Annotated in this window: 12 protein-coding genes; 6 read left to right on the top strand and 6 right to left on the bottom strand. The window is 72.5% G+C overall.

Annotation, left to right across the window (positions count from 1 at the left end):
• Positions 1–24: 24 nt before the first annotated feature.
• The 4 genes from DFR74_RS32410 to DFR74_RS32395 form a co-directional block, all read right to left on the bottom strand.
• Complete coding sequence (locus DFR74_RS32410; protein ID WP_067511252.1) at positions 25–588, bottom strand: TetR/AcrR family transcriptional regulator; 564 nt, start codon at positions 586–588, stop codon at positions 25–27.
• Between the two features lie 30 nt (positions 589–618).
• Positions 619–2,124: an MFS transporter gene (locus tag DFR74_RS32405; RefSeq protein WP_067511251.1), complete on the bottom strand. Its 1,506-nt coding sequence runs from the start codon at positions 2,122–2,124 to the stop codon at positions 619–621.
• A 227-nt stretch (positions 2,125–2,351) separates the two neighbouring features.
• Positions 2,352–3,929 (bottom strand): MFS transporter, encoded by a 1,578-nt coding sequence (locus tag DFR74_RS32400; RefSeq protein ID WP_067511250.1) that lies wholly within the window; start codon positions 3,927–3,929, stop codon positions 2,352–2,354.
• Positions 3,926–4,531 carry an NADPH-dependent FMN reductase gene (locus DFR74_RS32395; protein WP_067511249.1) on the bottom strand — a complete coding sequence of 202 codons (606 nt, stop codon included), beginning with the start codon at positions 4,529–4,531 and terminating at the stop codon, positions 3,926–3,928. The genes DFR74_RS32400 and DFR74_RS32395 overlap by 4 nt, the downstream gene beginning before the upstream one ends.
• A 103-nt stretch (positions 4,532–4,634) precedes the next feature.
• On the opposite strand from DFR74_RS32395, the gene DFR74_RS32390 reads away from it, so the two are divergent.
• Both DFR74_RS32390 and DFR74_RS32385 read left to right on the top strand, forming a co-directional pair.
• Positions 4,635–8,009, top strand: a complete 3,375-nt coding sequence (locus DFR74_RS32390; protein ID WP_067511248.1) for a BTAD domain-containing putative transcriptional regulator — start codon at positions 4,635–4,637, stop codon at positions 8,007–8,009.
• Between the two features lie 156 nt (positions 8,010–8,165).
• Positions 8,166–8,561, top strand: coding sequence for an NUDIX hydrolase (locus tag DFR74_RS32385; protein WP_067511247.1), 396 nt, complete (start codon positions 8,166–8,168; stop codon positions 8,559–8,561).
• Here the strand turns inward: DFR74_RS32385 and DFR74_RS32380 are convergent, their stop codons facing one another.
• A complete protein-coding gene (locus tag DFR74_RS32380) occupies positions 8,562–9,251 on the bottom strand; it encodes a TetR/AcrR family transcriptional regulator (protein WP_067511295.1) in 690 nt (229 codons plus the stop codon).
• Between the two features lie 241 nt (positions 9,252–9,492).
• Here DFR74_RS32380 and DFR74_RS32375 point away from each other — a divergent pair, with 241 nt between their 5' ends.
• Positions 9,493–11,250 carry an ABC transporter ATP-binding protein gene (locus DFR74_RS32375; RefSeq protein ID WP_067511246.1) on the top strand — a complete coding sequence of 586 codons (1,758 nt, stop codon included), beginning with the start codon at positions 9,493–9,495 and terminating at the stop codon, positions 11,248–11,250.
• Positions 11,247–12,971: an ABC transporter ATP-binding protein gene (locus tag DFR74_RS32370; RefSeq protein ID WP_067511294.1), complete on the top strand. Its 1,725-nt coding sequence runs from the start codon at positions 11,247–11,249 to the stop codon at positions 12,969–12,971. Before DFR74_RS32375 ends, DFR74_RS32370 begins: the two co-directional genes overlap by 4 nt.
• Positions 12,972–13,014: 43 nt before the next feature.
• On the opposite strand, the gene DFR74_RS32365 is transcribed toward DFR74_RS32370, so the two are convergent.
• Complete coding sequence (locus DFR74_RS32365) at positions 13,015–13,689, bottom strand: TetR/AcrR family transcriptional regulator (protein WP_232331822.1); 675 nt, start codon at positions 13,687–13,689, stop codon at positions 13,015–13,017.
• Positions 13,690–13,718: 29 nt separating this feature from the next.
• On the opposite strand from DFR74_RS32365, the gene DFR74_RS32360 reads away from it, so the two are divergent.
• Both DFR74_RS32360 and DFR74_RS32355 read left to right on the top strand, forming a co-directional pair.
• Entirely contained in the window at positions 13,719–14,666 is a 948-nt protein-coding gene (locus tag DFR74_RS32360; RefSeq protein ID WP_067511245.1) for a quinone oxidoreductase family protein, read from the top strand.
• Between the two features lie 30 nt (positions 14,667–14,696).
• Positions 14,697–16,022, top strand: coding sequence for an MFS transporter (locus DFR74_RS32355; RefSeq protein ID WP_198161798.1), 1,326 nt, complete (start codon positions 14,697–14,699; stop codon positions 16,020–16,022).
• The last annotated feature ends 51 nt before the right edge of the window (positions 16,023–16,073 follow it).

Below are 16,073 nucleotides of genomic sequence, written 5' to 3'. Positions count from 1 at the left end.
GAGCGTCGCGGATCCGCTCACGCGTCAAGCGATTCCGATCGCTCGGCGCAACACCGCCTCGATGTGCTCGACATCGGCGGGCATATCGTCCAGCAGCACGGCCGTGCACAGCCCGTCGGACGTCGCGACCAGCGACGCGATCGCCTCGGGGTCGTCGGTGCAGTGCCCGCCGAGTTCGGCGACATTCTCCCGCCAGCGGCGCGCGACCGGCCGCAGCGCGGGCCTGCGCGCCGCCATGGTCGACAGTTCGCGTTCGGCCAGCGCCCGGTCGCGCCCCGGACCGGCCGATTCGGCGATGAGTTCGGCGAGGCCGCGCAGCTTGTCGTCGCGGCCGTCGATGATGCCGCGGATGCGGGCGGTGTAGTTCTCCGCGACGCTCGTGAGCGCCGCGACGAGCAGGTCGTCGAGGGTGGCGAAGTAGTAGGTGCTGAGGCTGGTGGGGATGCCCGCCTCCTTGGCGACGGTGCGATGCGTGACCCCGGCCGCCCCGTCGCGCCGCACGATCGTCAGTGTGGCGTCGATGATCTCGGCGCGGCGCCGTTGGCCTCTGGCCTTGCGCCCGTCGGTGATCACGTCCTCCTCGCCCATGCGCCCTCCTGCCCACAGGCTAGACGACGCTCACCCGCCGCCGAGGGGCCGGATCCCGCGCAACGCGACTGCGCACAGCGCCGCTACCACCGCGATCGCCACGCCCGCCACCGCCGCGGACACGTTCAGGCCGGTGGTGAACGCGGCGGCGGCGCTGTCCATCGCGGCGGCGGGCGCGCGGTCGGCCGCGGCGACGGCGGCGTCGATGCTCTCGCCGATCCGGTCGGCCACCTCGGGCGGTGTCCCCTCGGGAATCCGCACCCGAGCGCGGTAGAGAGCGGTCGTGAGACTGCCGAGCACGGCCACGCCGACGGCCAGGCCCAACTCCTGCACCGTCTCCGAAACCGCCGCCGCCGAACCGGATTTCGCGGGCGGCGCGGCGCCGACCACCATATCGGTGCCGAGCGCGGCGATCGCGCCGAGCCCGGCGTAGATGAACGCGAAGCCGAGCACGACGGCGTGACGGCTGTCGGTCCCCGCCGTCGCCAGGAGCGCGTAGCCGATCACCGAACCGCCCAGCGTGCCGGCCATGACCCACCCGGGCCGCACCCGCCTGGCCAGCAGCGGCGCGCCGATCGCCGCCGCGAACATCGCCAGCGCGGGCGGCCCCATCCACCACCCCGCGGCGGCCGGGGACAGGCCCGCGATCATTTGGAGGTACAGCGTGACCAGATACATCGCCCCGCCCACACCGACGAGCCCGGCCAGCAGCACCGCCGACGCCGACGCGAACACCCGGTCGGTGAACAACGTGACGTCCAGCAGTGGATCATCGAGGCGTATCTGCCTGCGCACGAACGCGATTCCCGCCGCGATGCCGACCCCGCCGGTCAGGACGACCGTGACGTCCGGACCGTGCGCCGCGAGATGTTTGACCGCGTAGACGACGGGCAGCAGCATCGCCAGCGACAACGCGACGCTGACCGGGTCGAGCCGGCCGCGGCCGGGCGAGGTGTACTCGGGCAGCAGCCGGGGCGCGCCGGCCAGGACGATCACCGCGATCGGCAGCGCGGGCAGGAACGCCGCGCCCCACCAGAACCGCTCCACCAGCAGGCCGCCCACCACGGGTCCGGCGGCCATGCCGAGGGCGAACATCGTCGCCCACACGCCGATCGCGACCGCGCGCTGTCGCGGCTCGGGGAACAGCGTCGCGATCAGCGACAACGTGGAGGGCATGAGCGTCGCGCCCGCGATGCCCAGCAGGGCCCGCGCCGCGATCAGCGCCTCGGCGGTCGGGGCGAACGCCGCCAGGACCGACGCCGCCGCGAACGCGGCCATGCCGAGCACCAGCAGTCGTCGCCTGCCGATCCGATCGCCGAGTGTGCCCATGGTGAGCAGGAATCCGGCGATGAAGAAGCCGTAGGAGTCCATGATCCACAGCGTTTGGGTCGCCGTCGGGTCGAGATCGGCGGACAGGGCGGGCAGGGCGAGGTAGAGCACGGTCAGGTCGAGGCCGAGCAGCACGGTGGGCAGGGCGAGCAGGGCCAGGCCCGCCCATTGGCGCGCGGTGGCGGGTCGGGTGCCGGTGCGGGTCATGCGGTCCTCCTCGGGATGAGATATTTGAACGATAGTACAAATAGAACTATCGTTCAAATATCTCTGCGAGGGCCGACGCCGGGCGAGGTGATCTCGGAACCGGATGCGTCGGGCGGAGTTGGCGCCGCGCTCGGATGACGAGTTCCGCTGCGGATGCCCCTCCGGTTCCGAGGTGGCCGGCCCACCGAAAGCGCGAGGCGCATTCGATGGGCCGGCCGGTTCCGGGATCAAGCGGGCGGGACCCCGGCAGTGGCCGAATCGTCCTGCGCTTCAGCCTCTTCCGGGTCCGGCGTCTCCGCCGGGACCACCGTCCTCGCGAGCACCACCACCCCGAGCAGCAGCACCGCGCCGAACGCGCCCGCCAGCGCGAACCCGGCCGTGAACGCCGAGCGGGCGGCCTCGGCGAGTGCCGCTCCCAGCTCGCCGGGGAGTCCCGCAGCGATGTCGAGCGCCGACGCGACACCTTCCCGCGCGTTGTCCAGTACACCGTCAGGCAGGCCGTCGGGCGCGGCTTCCGGGAGCCGCGAGCGATACGTCGCGGCCAGCAGGCTGCCCGTGGTGGCGATGCCGAGGGCCACGCCGAGTTCCCCGGCGGTCTCCGACACCGCCGCCGCCGACCCGGCGCGTTCCGGCGGCACCGAGCCGACCACCAGGTCGGTGCCGATGACGCCGGTGGGGGTCGCGCCGAACGTCGCGAGCGCCACGCACGCGAGGACCAGGGGCAACGCGGTGCCGGTCCCGATGAACAGGATGCCCACGCACGCGCCCGCCGCGATGAGGGCGGCGCAGGCCAGCACGGCCCGGCGGCCGTAGCGCCGGGCGAAACGCGGCGTGAGCAGCGAAGCGACCACCGAGACCAGCGCGACCGGCACCAGCCACAGGCCCGCGCCGAGGGGCGAGATGTCGCGGACGAGTTGCAGGTACTGCGGCGTGAGGTAGTAGATGCCGTTCACGGTGAGCGTGCCGAGCATCATCAGCGCCACCGCGCCCGCGAAGGCGCGCCGGGTGAACAGCCGCACGTCCAGCAGCGGGTCCGGCGACCGCAGCTGACGGCGCACGAACAGCACACCCGCCACGATCCCGGCCACGAGCACGAGCACCGCGTCCACCGAAACACCGCGCGCCGCCATCTCTTTCACGCCGTAGGCCACGGGCAGCATGGTCGCCAAGGACAATCCGACGCTGAGCGGGTCGATCCGCTTGGCCCCGTCGGCCTGCCGGTGTTCGGGCAGCAGCGCGGGTCCGAAGACCAGCAGTACCAGCATCACCGGCACGCCGATCAGGAAAACCGCACCCCACCAGAAGAATTCGAGCACGACACCGCCCACCACGGGGCCGATCGCGACGCCCGCCGAGAACACCGTCATCCAGATCGCGATGGCGAAGGTGCGCTGGTGCGGATCGCGGAACATCGTGGAGATCAGCCCCAGCGTCGAGGGCATCAGCGTCGCGCCGGCGACACCCAGTAGCGCCCGCGCGGCGATCAGCAGTTCCGCGCTGGGCGCGTAGGCCGCGATCACCGACGCCACGGCGAACGCCGCGCCGCCGAGGAGCAGCAGCCTGCGCCTGCCGATCCGATCGCCGATGCCGCCCATCGTGATGAGGAAACCCGCGATGAGGAAGCCGTAGATGTCGAGGATCCACAGCTGCTGGGTGGCGCTCGGGCGCAGTTCGGCCGACAGGTGCGGGGTCGCGAGGAACAGCACGCTCACATCCAGCGCGAGCACCAGCAGCGGTGCGGCGAGCAGGCCCAGGCCCAGCCATTCCCGCCGGCCCGCCTTCGCGGGGATCTCCTGCGCGGTCACTGCCCGCCTCCGGTCACCCGCAGCGGACGGTGGGCGCGCTGGCGGCGCAAACCCTCTGCCCACCAGACCAATTCGTCCAGCATGCCGTCGGCGTAGCGGTCGTAGCGCGGCGCGTCCACGGGTTCACCGTCGTCGCCGAACAGCTCGGGGTAGTTCGGGAACGCCACGCTGGTGCGCACCGACATGGCGTGCACCTCGTTGAACACCAGCCGCAACTGCTCCACGGCGCGCAGCCCGCCGCTGATCCCGCCGTAGCTGACATAGCCGACGGGTTTGGCCTGCCATTCGTCGGAGAACCAGTCGATGGCGGTCTTGAGGGCGGCCGGGAAGCTGTGGTTGTACTCCGGCGTGACCACCGCGAACGCGTCGGCGGCGTCGAGCCAGCCGGACAGCTCGCGCACCGGCGCGGGCGGTTCGGTGACGTCGTCGCCGGCCAGGACCTCGGGCAGCCAGGCCGTGGCCAGGTCGATCACGTCGACCTTCAGGTCCGCGCGGGCCCGCGCGCGGGCGGCGAACCACTCGGCCACGGTCGGGCCGAAACGTCCGGTGCGGGTGCTCGCGATCAGCACGGCCAACCGGATCGGTGCGGTGTCGTCGGGCATTGCGTCCTCCTCGTTCGGAATCCGTCCCGAGGGTGCGGCCGGGCGGTTCGGGTTCGCTTCGGACGCGCTTCGGGTGCGTCCGAGGTCCGGTAACGTCGGCGGCGTGCGTTTCGGTGTGCTCGGCCAACTCGAGGTGCGCACCGAGCGCGATGAGCCGGTGCGGGTCCCGGAACTGAAGGTCCGGCTGCTGCTGGGCCATCTGCTGCTGCGGTCGGGCGAGCCCGTGCCGGTGGACCGGTTGATCGAGGAGTTGTGGGGTGCGCGCCCGCCCGCCGATCCCAAGGGCGCGGTGCAGGCGAAGGTGTCCCAGCTGCGGCGCGTTCTGGACGACGCCGAGCCGGGCGGGCGCGACCTGGTGGTGTTCGACGCGGCGGGCTACCGGTTGCGCGTGCCCGGCACGGCCGTCGACGCCGGACGGTTTCTCGAACTGGTGGAGCGGGCGCGCGCCGAGGGCGATGCCCGCGCGCGGGCGGCACTGCTCGACGACGCGCTGAACCTCTGGCGCGGACCGGCTTTCGCCGATCTGGGCGACGCGCTCACCGCGCAGCCGGTGGTGGCCCGGTTGCACGACCAGCGGATCGCGGCCGTCGAGGAGCGCGCCGAGACGCTGCTGGCACTCGGCGAACACGTACTGCTGGCCGACGAATTGGCCGAGGTGGCGGCCCGGCACCCGCTGCGGGAACGGATGCGCGCCGCGCAGATGCGTGCGCTGTACCGGTCGGGGCGGGGGCACGAGGCGCTGGTCGTCTTCGAGGAGTTGCGCACCGGGCTGCGTGACGAACTGGGTGCCGACCCGTCACCGGAGCTGGTCGAACTACACCGGGAGATGTTGCGGCACAGCCCCTCCCTGCGTTCGGCGCCCGTGCCGTCGGCGGGGTACCGGCCGCCGCCGCTGCCCGCGCCGCTGACCCGGTTGATCGGGCGCGACGAGGACGTCGAGCGCGTCGTGGCGCGGCTGGCGGGTGCGCGGTTGGTCACGCTGACCGGATTCGGCGGTGTCGGTAAGACCCGGCTGGCGCTGGCCGCGGCGGCGCGGTGGGCGGAGCGGCTGTCGGACGGGGTGCGGTTCGCCGAACTCGCCGGGCTGGGCGCGGGCGAATCCGTCGCGGCCGTAGCGGGTGTGATCGGCACGGCGCTCGGGGTGAAGGCGGGCACCAGCGTGGGCGCCGGGGCGGGGTCCGCCGACGCGCTGGCGCAGCTGATCTCGGTGATCGGCGACGTGCGCGGCCTGCTCGTGCTGGACAACTGCGAACATCTGACCGGCGCGGCCGCCGAGGTGGCGGGCCGCGTGCTCGCCGCCGCGCCGGGCCTGGTGGTGCTGGCGACCAGCCGGGAACCGTTGGGGCTGGCGGGCGAGGCGCTGTTCCCGGTGGCGCCGCTGCCTCCGAGCGGCGCGGCGCTCCTGTTCGCCGAACGCGCCGCCGACGCCGACCCGGGCTTCGTCCTCGACGAGCACACCGAGCCGCAGGTCCTCGCGATCTGCGAAAGTCTCGACGGCATCCCTCTCGCTCTGGAACTCGCCGCCGCCCGTCTCCCCGGGCTCGGTCTCGGCGAACTGACCGTGCGGCTGTGCGACCGGTTCCGCACCCTGTCCGCGCCCCGCCCCGGCGTCCCCGAACGCCAGCGCACGCTGTGGTCGATGATCGACTGGAGCTGGTCGCTGCTCACCGAACCCGAACAGGTTGTGTTGCGCCGGTTGTCGGTCTTCGCGGGCGGGTGCGCGCTCGAGGCGGCGGAGGAGGTGTGCGCAGAGCGATCGCGCGCGTCGGTGGAGTCCCCCTGCGCGGAGGGGAATGCGATTGCGGCCGAAGGTGATTCGACCGACGCGAAGAGGGAAGGGGTACCGGCTTCCGGCGGTGACGGTGGCGTATCGGGTTCCGGGCCGAGCGTTCGTGGGCCGGAGGGTTTCGGGCACGAGGGTGGCGCGCGAGTCGGCGGCGGGGCGGAGAGCGGAGCCGGGATCGCCGTGGCCGATGTGGCCGGGGTGATGGCCCGACTGGTCGACAGGTCGCTGCTGGTCCGGGCCGACGGCGACCGGTATCGCCTGCTCGAGTCGGTGCGCGAGTACGCGGGCAAGCGATTGGCCGAGGCGGGGGAGGACGAGCGGTTCGGCGAGCGGCACGCGGAGTACTTCCTGGGGTTCGCCGAGTGCGCGGAGCCCGGACTGCGGGGGCGCGAGCAGGGCACGTGGCTGCGCGCCTTGGACGCCGAAGAGGCGAATATGCAAGCGGCGCTGGCACGTTCACCGGTGGACCGGCGTCTGCGGTTGGTGGACGCGCTCGCCTGGTACTGGTTCCTGCGCGGCAGGCCCGGGGTCGCGCTCGACGCGGCCGACGCCGCGCTGGCGCTGCCCGGCGGGGACGACGACGTGCGGGCCGGGGTCACGGTGTGGCGCACGGGATTGGCGCTGTGGTCGCGACCCGGTGCCGCGGTCGAGGACGAGGGGCAGGCGGCACTGGACCTGCTCGGTCCCGACAATCCGCGCCGGGCGCGGGCGCACTGGTTTCTCTCCTTCGCGCGCTGGGGTTTCGGCGATATGGGTGTCGCGACGCGTTGGGCGGAGGTCGCATTGGCCGCGTGCCGGGCGGCGGGCGACGAATGGGGTTGCGCCGCCGCGCTTTCCACCCTGGCGAGCTATGCGTCGCTGCGCGACGACATCGCCACGGCACGCCGCGACGCCCGGCGCGCGGAGGAACTGTTCGCCGCCCTCGGCGACCGCTGGGGGCGACTGCAAGCGCTCGACACCCTGGCCGGGACCTCCGAGATCCTCGGTGACTACGCCGAGGCGATCCGATTGCAGTCGACCGGCCTGCGGATCGCGGAGGACCTGTCCTTCGATCCGGAGATCGCCGGACGTTTGTCCGCTCTGGGCCGGGTCATCATGCTGACCGGCGACCTCGACACCGCCTACGCCCACCACGAGCGAGCCCGGGCGCTGGCCGTGAACCAGGGCAACGCGGGGCTGATCGGCTACGCCGAGTTCGGCATGGCGCTCGTCGCGCGCAGGCGGGGCGACCTGACCACCGCCGAACGGCTGCTGACCCCCTGGGTGACCGGCGAACGGGCGTCCGACACCTTCGCCGCCCTCACCCCGCTGGCCGAACTCGGCTTCATCGCCGAACTCCGCGGCGACGGCGCGACGGCCCTCGGCCTGCACGAACAGGGCTACCGCATGGCGCTGGCCACCGGCGGCGGCCCCCGCGCCCTGGCCCTCGCGCTGGAAGGCATGGCTGGCGCGAAAACGCTGCTGGGCGACCCGGATTCGGCCGCCCGCCTGCTCGGCGCCGCCGACGCCGCCCGCCGCTCGGTGGGCGCCCCGCTCCCGTCCGCCGAACGCTTCGACGTCGACCGCATCACCGGTGCGGCCCGAAAATCCTTGGGAGCGGACGGCTTCGATGCCGCCTTCGCCGAAGGTGCCACGTCTCCACCTCGTGTAGGTGAGGCTGATCGGCCACGGCAAGGCGCCGCTCCACGGTGAGGTGCCGCTCCACGGTGAGGTGCCCACTGTGGAGGCGGACCGGCCACGTCGGGGCGTCACGCCATCGGCCCAGCCGCGACAATCCGCTCGGCGCGCCGGATCGTCGGCGACCGGCCCTCCGCTCGCCGCGGGCGACGCCCGTTCTACTGTGGGGAGATGATTCGCACGGCTGCGTTGGCGCACGTTCGGGACCGCCGCCTGTTGCAGGCGCGGTCCACCGGTAAGGACGTCTTCTACATGGCGGGCGGGAAGATCGACGCGGGGGAGACGCCGGTGGCGGCGCTGCACCGGGAGATCCGGGAGGAGTTGGGGGTCGGGGTGGCCGCCTACGCGCACCTGGGGGATTTCGAGGCCGAGGCGTACGGGCACGCGCCGGGCACCCGCCTGCACATGACCTGCTTCACCGCCGACCTCGACGGCGACCCGCACCCGAGCGGCGAGATCGCCGAACTCCGCTACTTCACCGTGGCCGAGTACGCCGCCATGACCCACGTCGCCCCCGGCTCGATGCTGGTCTTCCGCCACTTGCAGTCGCTCGGCCTCATCGACTGATCAGGCGCGGTCACCCTGGATGAGGGTCAGCCGGGCTTCGAGTCCGTCGAGTACCCGATCCAGGGCGTAGCGGCAGTATTCGGCGTGGGCGGCGGCGCGCTCGGCCGCACCGGAGGCGAAACGCGCGGCCATGCGCCGCATCTGCTCGGCGCCGGGGCCGGGGTGGGCGTCCAGGGAGTCCAGCAGCGCGGTCAGGCCGGGGTCGTTGCCGTCGGGAAAACGAGTGTCGCCCAAGGCGATCAGGCCAAGGCAGGTGTTGAACGCCACCGTGTAGGCGGTCACCGCCTCCTCACCCCAGCCCGCCTCCAGCATGCGCGACACCCCGGCGTCCATCACCGGCACCAACTGCTCGGTGCGAGGCCCGTTGCGCAGCAACCACGACGCCACGCCCGGATACTCGGCGAGCCGATCGATCATGGGGTACAGCATGTTTCGCAGCAGCGCGCGCCAATCCTCGTCGTCCGTCGGGAGATTCATCTCCGCGTAGACCTTGTCGACCACCGCCGCGCACACCTTCTCCCGGTCGCCCACGTGGTGGTAGATCACCGACAGCGACGTGTCGAGCCGGGCGGTGAGCTCCCGCATGCTCCACCCGTCGAGCCCGCGTTCGGCCGTGAGCGCGGCCGCGGCCGCCACGATCGCGTCGCGCGAGAGGCCGGTCCGATAGGCGCGCCTGGTACCGCTGGGCATGCCCGCCACCCTAGCGGGCGCGTCGGGCGGCCCTGATCGCCGCCGAATCGCACCGGTCCGGTGCGGCTGCCTGCCGTGCACTTGCACCGAACCTCGCTCGGTCCGGTTGGACGCCCGCGCACCCCTTGCGCCCGCTCCGCCCATCGGTACACTCCAAATTAGAACACTGATCTAATTTGGAAAGGGGACCCATGAGCAACCGCATCCGGCGCGCTGCCCACCGACCGGGCGAGGTGCGGGCATGACCGCGCCGAGCCCGACACCGGACGAGGCGAACCAGCCAGAAGGAGGCCTCGGGGTCGTCCTCGGCCCGGTGCGCGGCAGATTGATCGCGGCGGCCGCACTCCAAGCCGCCGCCTCCCTCGCCGGACTCGCCCCCTTCGTCGCCGTGGTCGAGATCGCCCGCGAATTCCTCCGTGACGGCCCCACGGATCGCGGCGCGGTCTGGGCGTGGGTGGCCGTCGCGGTCGCGGCGTTCGCCGTGCGCACCTTCGGCAGCGCGGCCGCCTACACCCTCAGCCACGCCGCCGACGCCGACCTGGGCCTGCGGCTGCGTCGCGAAATGGCCGCGCACCTCGGCCGCGTGCCGCTCGGCTGGTTCGCCGACCGCGGTTCCGGCCGGGTCAAGCGGGCGCTCACCGACGACGTGGGCGCCGTGCACCACGTGGTCGCGCACGCGTTCAACGACCTGGTCGCGGCGGTGGTCACCCCGCTGGCCGCGCTCGGTTACCTGTTCTGGCTCGACTGGCGCCTGGCCGGGCTGAGCCTCGTGCCGTTCCTGCTGTGGGGTGCGGCGGTGGCGCTGATGACGCGCGGCGAGGCCGAGCGCCAGCGGAGGTGGAGCGCCGAACTGGACCGGCTGGGCGCCGCCGTCGTGGAATTCGTGGACGGGATCGCGGTGGTGAAGGCGTTCGGCGGCGCGGGCAGCGCGCAGGACCGATACCGCAGGGCCGGCGACGATCTCGCCCGATTCCTCGGCGAATGGCTCGTCCCGTTGCGCGGCCTGGAGGCGCTGGCGGCCACCGTGATCTCACCGCCCGTCCTCCTCGTCACCGCGTTGGCGGGCGGCGTGTGGCTCGGCTCCGACCCCGTCGACATCGTCGCCTTCGCCATGCTGACCGTGGGCCTCGGCGCGCCGATCACCGCCCTCGGTTTCGGCGCGCTGTCGCTGCAAGCGGCGACCGCTGCGGCGGGGCGCCTGGCCGCCTTGCTGCGCACGCCGGAGCTGCCGCCCGCCACCGCGCCGAAGTCGCCGGACGGGGCGCGCGTCGAGTTCGACGGCGTGCGCTTCTCCTACGACGGACGCACCGACGTGCTCGACGGCGTCGACCTCACCCTCGAACCAGGAACGGTGACCGCCCTGGTCGGGCCGTCCGGCTCCGGCAAATCGACACTGGCACGGCTGCTTCCGCGCTTCTGGGATGTTACCGACGGCGCCGTGCGCATGGGCGGCGTCGATGTCCGCGAGATCGCCGAACGCGACCTCTACCGGCAGATCGGCTTCGTCTTCCAGGAAACGTCGTTGCTGCGCACCAGCATTCGCGACAATATCGCCCTGGCCCGGCCGGACGCCACGCTCGCCGAGGTCGAACGGGCCGCACGCGCCGCCCAGATCCACGAACGCGTCACGGCCCTGCCGCGCGGCTACGACAGCGTGGTCGGCGATGACGCCCACCTCTCCGGCGGTGAAGCACAACGGGTTTCGATCGCCCGCGCGCTGCTCGCCGACGCGCCCGTCCTGGTGCTGGACGAGGCCACCGCCTTCGCCGACCCCGAATCCGAAGCGGCCGTGCAGGACGCGCTGTCACGCCTGGTGGCCGGCCGGACACTGCTGGTGATCGCGCACCGCCTGAACACGATTCGCGACGCCGCCCGCATTGTGGTCCTCGCGCGCGGCCGCGTCGTCGAATCGGGCGCCCACGACGAATTGCTCGCCCGCGACGGCGAATACGCGCGCCTGTGGCGCGCCCAGACCCCCGCCTGGGAGGAATCACGATGATCGCCAAGCTCTTCCGCCTCGTCGATCCCGGTGACCGGCCGCTGTTCGCGCGCTGGATCGGCTTGATCGTGCTGTTCTCGGTGCTGCAAGGCCTGTGCGTGCTGCTCGTGGTCCCGGTGCTGCGCCCGCTGCTCGACGGCGACCGCGACGCCGCGATGCCCTGGCTGGCCGGGCTGGCAGTGGCCGCAGCGGCGTCGGGCGTTGCGTTCTACGTGCAGTCGATCGAAGGTCAGCGCGTCGCCGACCTGCTGCTGCTCGGCCTGCACCACCGCATCGGCGACCACCTGGCGAAGCTTCCGCTCGGCTGGTTCGACACCGACCGCACCGGCCGTCTCACGCACTCCGTCTCGCAGGGCACCACCAATATCATCGGCGTGCCGGCGCACCTGATGCAGCCGGTGGTGAGCGCGGCGGTCACGCCCGCCGTGGTGGCCGTGGGCATGATCGCGTTCGACCCGGTGCTCGGCCTCGCGCTGGTCGTGGCGGGCGTGGCGCTGCTGGGCACGCACCGCGCCGCGCAGTCCGCGATCGCCCGCGGTTTCGACGCCATCGACGCGACCGCCGTGGAGGCCGCGAGCCGCGTGGTGGAATTCGCGCAGCGCCAACCGGTTCTGCGCGCCTTCGGCCGCACGGGTGAGGGGCACCGGCTGCTGGACGACGCGCTCACCGGGCAGCGCCGCGCCTACGGGGAGATGAATCGCGGTGCGGTGCCGGCGCTGGTGCTGTTCTCGGTGGCGGTGCAGATCGCGTTTCTCGCGCTGATCGTGGCCGGGGTGCTGCTGGCGTTCGGCGGGTCGCTGGACGCGGCCGAACTCGTCGCGCTGCTGGTGCTCGTCACGCGGTTCCTCGGTCCGCTGGTCGAGATCGTGGATCACGCGGCGGCGCTGCGGATGGCCGCGGAAGACCTCGACCGGATCGATGAAGTGCTCCGCGTCCCGCCGCTGCCGGAAGGTGAGGCGCTGCGTGCCACGACACCGGGCACGGTGTACTTCGATCGCGTCACCTTCGGGTATGGAGACCGGAAAGTGCTGCGGGACATCAGCTTCGAAGCCAGCCCCGGCACGGTCACCGCGATCGTCGGGCCGTCCGGCGCGGGGAAGACCACGATCCTGCGCCTGGTGGCGCGTTTCTGGGACGCCGACGCGGGCACCGTGACGGTGGGCGGTGTCGACGTGCGCGAGTACGCCGCCGACGCCCTGTTCGACCAGATCGCGCTGGTGTTCCAGGACGTCTACCTGTTCGACGACACCATCGAAGCCAATATCGGCGTCGGCAGGCCGGGCGCCACCACCGCCGAGATCCGGGAGGCCGCGCGGCGGGCGCGCGTGGACGAGATCGTGGACCGGCTGCCCGACGGGTGGGACACGCGCGTCGGCGAGGGCGGCGCGAACCTCTCCGGCGGTGAGCGCCAACGTATTTCGATCGCCCGCGCGCTGGTCAAGGACGCCCCGATCGTGCTGCTCGACGAGGCGACCGCCGCCCTCGACCCCGGTAACGAAGCGGCCGTCGCCGACGCCCTGCGCACCCTCGCCGCCGACCGCACCGTGCTGGTGGTGGCGCACCGCCTGCACACCATCGCGGGCGCCGACCAGATCCTCGTCCTCGACGGCGGCGAACTCACGGCGGTGGGCACGCACGCCGAACTCCTCGCCGCGCCCGGGCGCTACCGCGACTTCTGGCGGGAACGCGAGCGTGCGCGGGGGTGGCGAATCACGGTGTGAGGTAGGGGCTTGTGCGCGGACCCGTCCGCATCGCAGCGCTCCTCTACCCGCGCCCCGCCCCGAGCCCATCGACAAAAAGGGCGACCAGACTGTCGATCCCGCGCTCCGGATCGCCCGTCCAGGACCGGACCATCGACTCCGCCGCCGCGGCGATCATGCCCGCCGTCACCTCGGGGTCGGCGGGCAGCCGGACGCCCGCCGCGGCCAGTTCGCCCAGCCACGCCACCCACGGACACAGCTGTTCGGCGCGGAAGGCGCGCATCCGCTCGGCGAAGGCGGGCGCGGCCAGCGCGGCTTGATCCATCGCCGCGATCACGTCCCGGTTCGCCGCGAAGGTGTGCCAGAAGATCGAGAGGTGGGCGCGGGTGGTCCGGCGCAGCGCGGCGGCCGGGTCGTCGCCGGTGCGGGCGGCCGGTGTGCGCTCGGCCCGCACGTCGGCGTCGGCGCCGATGTCGTCGGCCAGCGCGGCGAGGATGTCCTCTTTGCTCTGGAAGTGGTTGTAGAACGAGCCCGCCGCCCGCCCCGCCTCCGCCGTGATGTCGGAGATCTTGGTGTTGAGGTACCCCTGGCGCGCGAAGACCGCCCGCGCCGCGGACTTGAGCTCGCTGGTCGTGCGCGCCGCCTGCAACTGCCTGCGCGTCGGCCCGGCCGATGTGGCGATGTCGATCCCTCCTTGACAGCGTTCCCGGGCAGTGTACTGTGATGAATCGTAATTCACTGAATGTTGATTCATCGAATGGAGGCGGCATGAAGGCCGCGATTCTGCGTCGTTTCGGCGCACCGGAGTACGGGGAGTTCGACGCCCCCGATCCGGCCGCGTTTCCCGGCGCCACCGCGATCGAGGTGGCCGCCGCGACGATCAACGCCATCGACCGGATCACCGCCGCGGGGGAGCACTACCTGAGCCCGGAGTCCTTCCCGGTGATCACCGGGATCGAGGGCGCCGGCGTCACCGCCGACAACCGGCGCGTCTATTTCGGCAGGCCGCTCGCGCCCTTCGGTGCGATGGCCGAATACACCGTGGTACCACCGGGTTTCGCGATACCGATACCCGACGGTGTCGACTTCCCGGTCGCGGCCACCCTCGGCAACAGCGGGATGGCCGCCCTCATGCCGCTCACCGATGCCGCGCGGATGCGCCCGGGGGAGCACGTCGCGCTGCTGGGTGGCAGTGGGGTGGTCGGCAGGCTCGCGGTGCAGGCGGCACGGTTGCTCGGCGCGGGCACCATCACCGTCGTCGGCCGCGACCCCGAAGCCCTGGCCGACACGATCGAACTCGGCGCGACCGCGACGGTGTCGACCGCAGGGGGGTCGGACATCGTGGGTCTGACCGAGGCGATCCGGCGGGCCTCGGGCGGCGGGGTCGACATCGTGGTCGACTACACCTGGGGCGATCCGGCCGTCGCCGCGCTGGCCGCGGGCAATCCGGGCGTCCGGTTGGTGCAGGTGGGCGACCGCGCGGGGGCTTCTGCGTCGCTGCCCGCGCAGGTGCTGCGCTCGCTCGGCGCGACGGTCGTCGGGTTCATGCCGGTCCACCACGGGCCCGAGGCCATGACGCGCTCGTACCGGCAACTGGCGGAATGGGCCGATCGGGGCGAGCTGCGGGTCGACTGCGAGCGCGTCCCGCTGGCCGAGGTGGCGCGGGCATGGGAGCGGTCGGCTCGGGTGCGGCACAAGATCGTCCTGGTGCCGTGAACCCGGTGAACGACCGCCGCGCAAGCGAAGATGGGGGAGATGATGGGCGACATCCGGCTCGGCGCGGTGCTCATCGACCGGAAACCGTTGTCCCACCCGGAGTTCCGGCGATTGTGGCTGAGTGGGATCGTGTCGGTCTCCGGTGCGCAGCTGACCGTGATCGCGGTGCCGTTCCAGATCTACGCGATCACCGGATCGTCGGCCTACGTGGGACTGGCGGGCGTGTTCGTGCTCGCGCCGCTGGTGGTGTTCGGGCTGTGGGGCGGGGCACTGGCCGATGTGCTCGACCGGCGCACCCTGTTGCTCGCCAGTTCGGCCGGGATGGTCGTGGCGACGGCGCTGCTGGCCGCGCAGGCCTTCCTGCGGCTGGACAACGTCTGGCTGCTCTACGCCGTCCTGGTGTTCCAGCAGGCGTGCATCGCGGTGAACCAGCCGACCCGCAACGCCATCTTCCCGCGCATTCTGCCCGCCGATCGGCTCGCGGCGGCGAACACGCTGGAGATGACGGTCATCCAGATCGGCGGAATCGCCGGAAGCCTGTGTGCGGGAGTCCTTCTCGCCGGTGGCGGCCCCGCCTACGCCTACCTGCTCGATTCGGTGGCGATGCTCGCGACGGTGTGGGCGGCCTACCGCCTGCCCGCGTTACCGCCGAGCGGACGGGTCACCGCGTCCGGGGTTCGTGAGATCTGGTCCGGCCTGGTCTACCTCTCCTCGCGGCGGCTGCTCGCGGCCGTGTTCCTCCTCGATCTCGTCGCGATGGTGGCGGGACTGCCCCGGGTGTTGTTCCCGGAACTGGCCGACGACCATTTCGCCGCGGGCGGGGACGGTGAAATGGTCGTCGGCGTCCTGTTCGCCGCGCTGGCGATCGGCTCGGTGCTCGGCGGCGTCTTCTCCGGCTGGGTGTCGCGGGTGCGCCGCCACGGCGCGGCGGTGGTGGTCGGCGTCGTCATCTGGGGCGTGGGCATCACCGGTTTCGGGCTGAGCGCCCTGCTGGGCAGCGGCGGCCTGATCCCCGCGCTCCTCTTCCTCGTCCTGGCGGGCGTGGGCGACCTGATCTCGGTCATCTTCCGCTCCACCATGATTCAGCAACTCACCACCGACGACATGCGCGGCCGCCTCCAGGGGCTGTTCAACGTCTCTGTCGCAGGCGGCCAGCGTCTCGGCGACCTCGCCCACGGCGTCACGGCGGCCTCGGTCGGCACCACCCTCGCTGTCTCCGGTGGCGGCGTCCTGGTCGTCATCGCGGCAATCCTTGTGGCGCTTCTCATCCCGATCACCCTGCGGTATCGCTTCGACCCGGCACGCGTGGGCAATGGCACCCCGGTCGATCATCCGGCCGCGGTTGAGCTGGATTGACGCGCGCAGACAGTCGCGGTCGAAAAACCGCTGCCGCCTCTCCTCGAGTAG

The sequence above is a fragment of the Nocardia puris genome, assembly GCF_003315035.1.
In the GTDB taxonomy this organism is placed as follows: domain Bacteria; phylum Actinomycetota; class Actinomycetes; order Mycobacteriales; family Mycobacteriaceae; genus Nocardia; species Nocardia puris.
Note: the sequence above shows the minus strand (reverse complement) of the source record. Positions and strands in the feature narration are given on the sequence as shown.

Bases quoted from the DNA above. Each gene is read 5' to 3' on its own strand.
- DFR74_RS32410 (WP_067511252.1), bottom strand. From the start codon at position 588: ATGGGCGAGGAGGACGTGATCACCGACGGGCGCAAGGCCAGAGGCCAA.
- DFR74_RS32405 (WP_067511251.1), bottom strand. From the start codon at position 2,124: ATGACCCGCACCGGCACCCGACCCGCCACCGCGCGCCAATGGGCGGGC.
- DFR74_RS32395 (WP_067511249.1), bottom strand. From the start codon at position 4,531: ATGCCCGACGACACCGCACCGATCCGGTTGGCCGTGCTGATCGCGAGC.
- DFR74_RS32385 (WP_067511247.1), top strand. From the start codon at position 8,166: ATGATTCGCACGGCTGCGTTGGCGCACGTTCGGGACCGCCGCCTGTTG.
- DFR74_RS32380 (WP_067511295.1), bottom strand. From the start codon at position 9,251: ATGCCCAGCGGTACCAGGCGCGCCTATCGGACCGGCCTCTCGCGCGAC.
- DFR74_RS32375 (WP_067511246.1), top strand. From the start codon at position 9,493: ATGACCGCGCCGAGCCCGACACCGGACGAGGCGAACCAGCCAGAAGGA.
- DFR74_RS32370 (WP_067511294.1), top strand. From the start codon at position 11,247: ATGATCGCCAAGCTCTTCCGCCTCGTCGATCCCGGTGACCGGCCGCTG.
- DFR74_RS32360 (WP_067511245.1), top strand. From the start codon at position 13,719: ATGAAGGCCGCGATTCTGCGTCGTTTCGGCGCACCGGAGTACGGGGAG.
- DFR74_RS32355 (WP_198161798.1), top strand. From the start codon at position 14,697: ATGGGGGAGATGATGGGCGACATCCGGCTCGGCGCGGTGCTCATCGAC.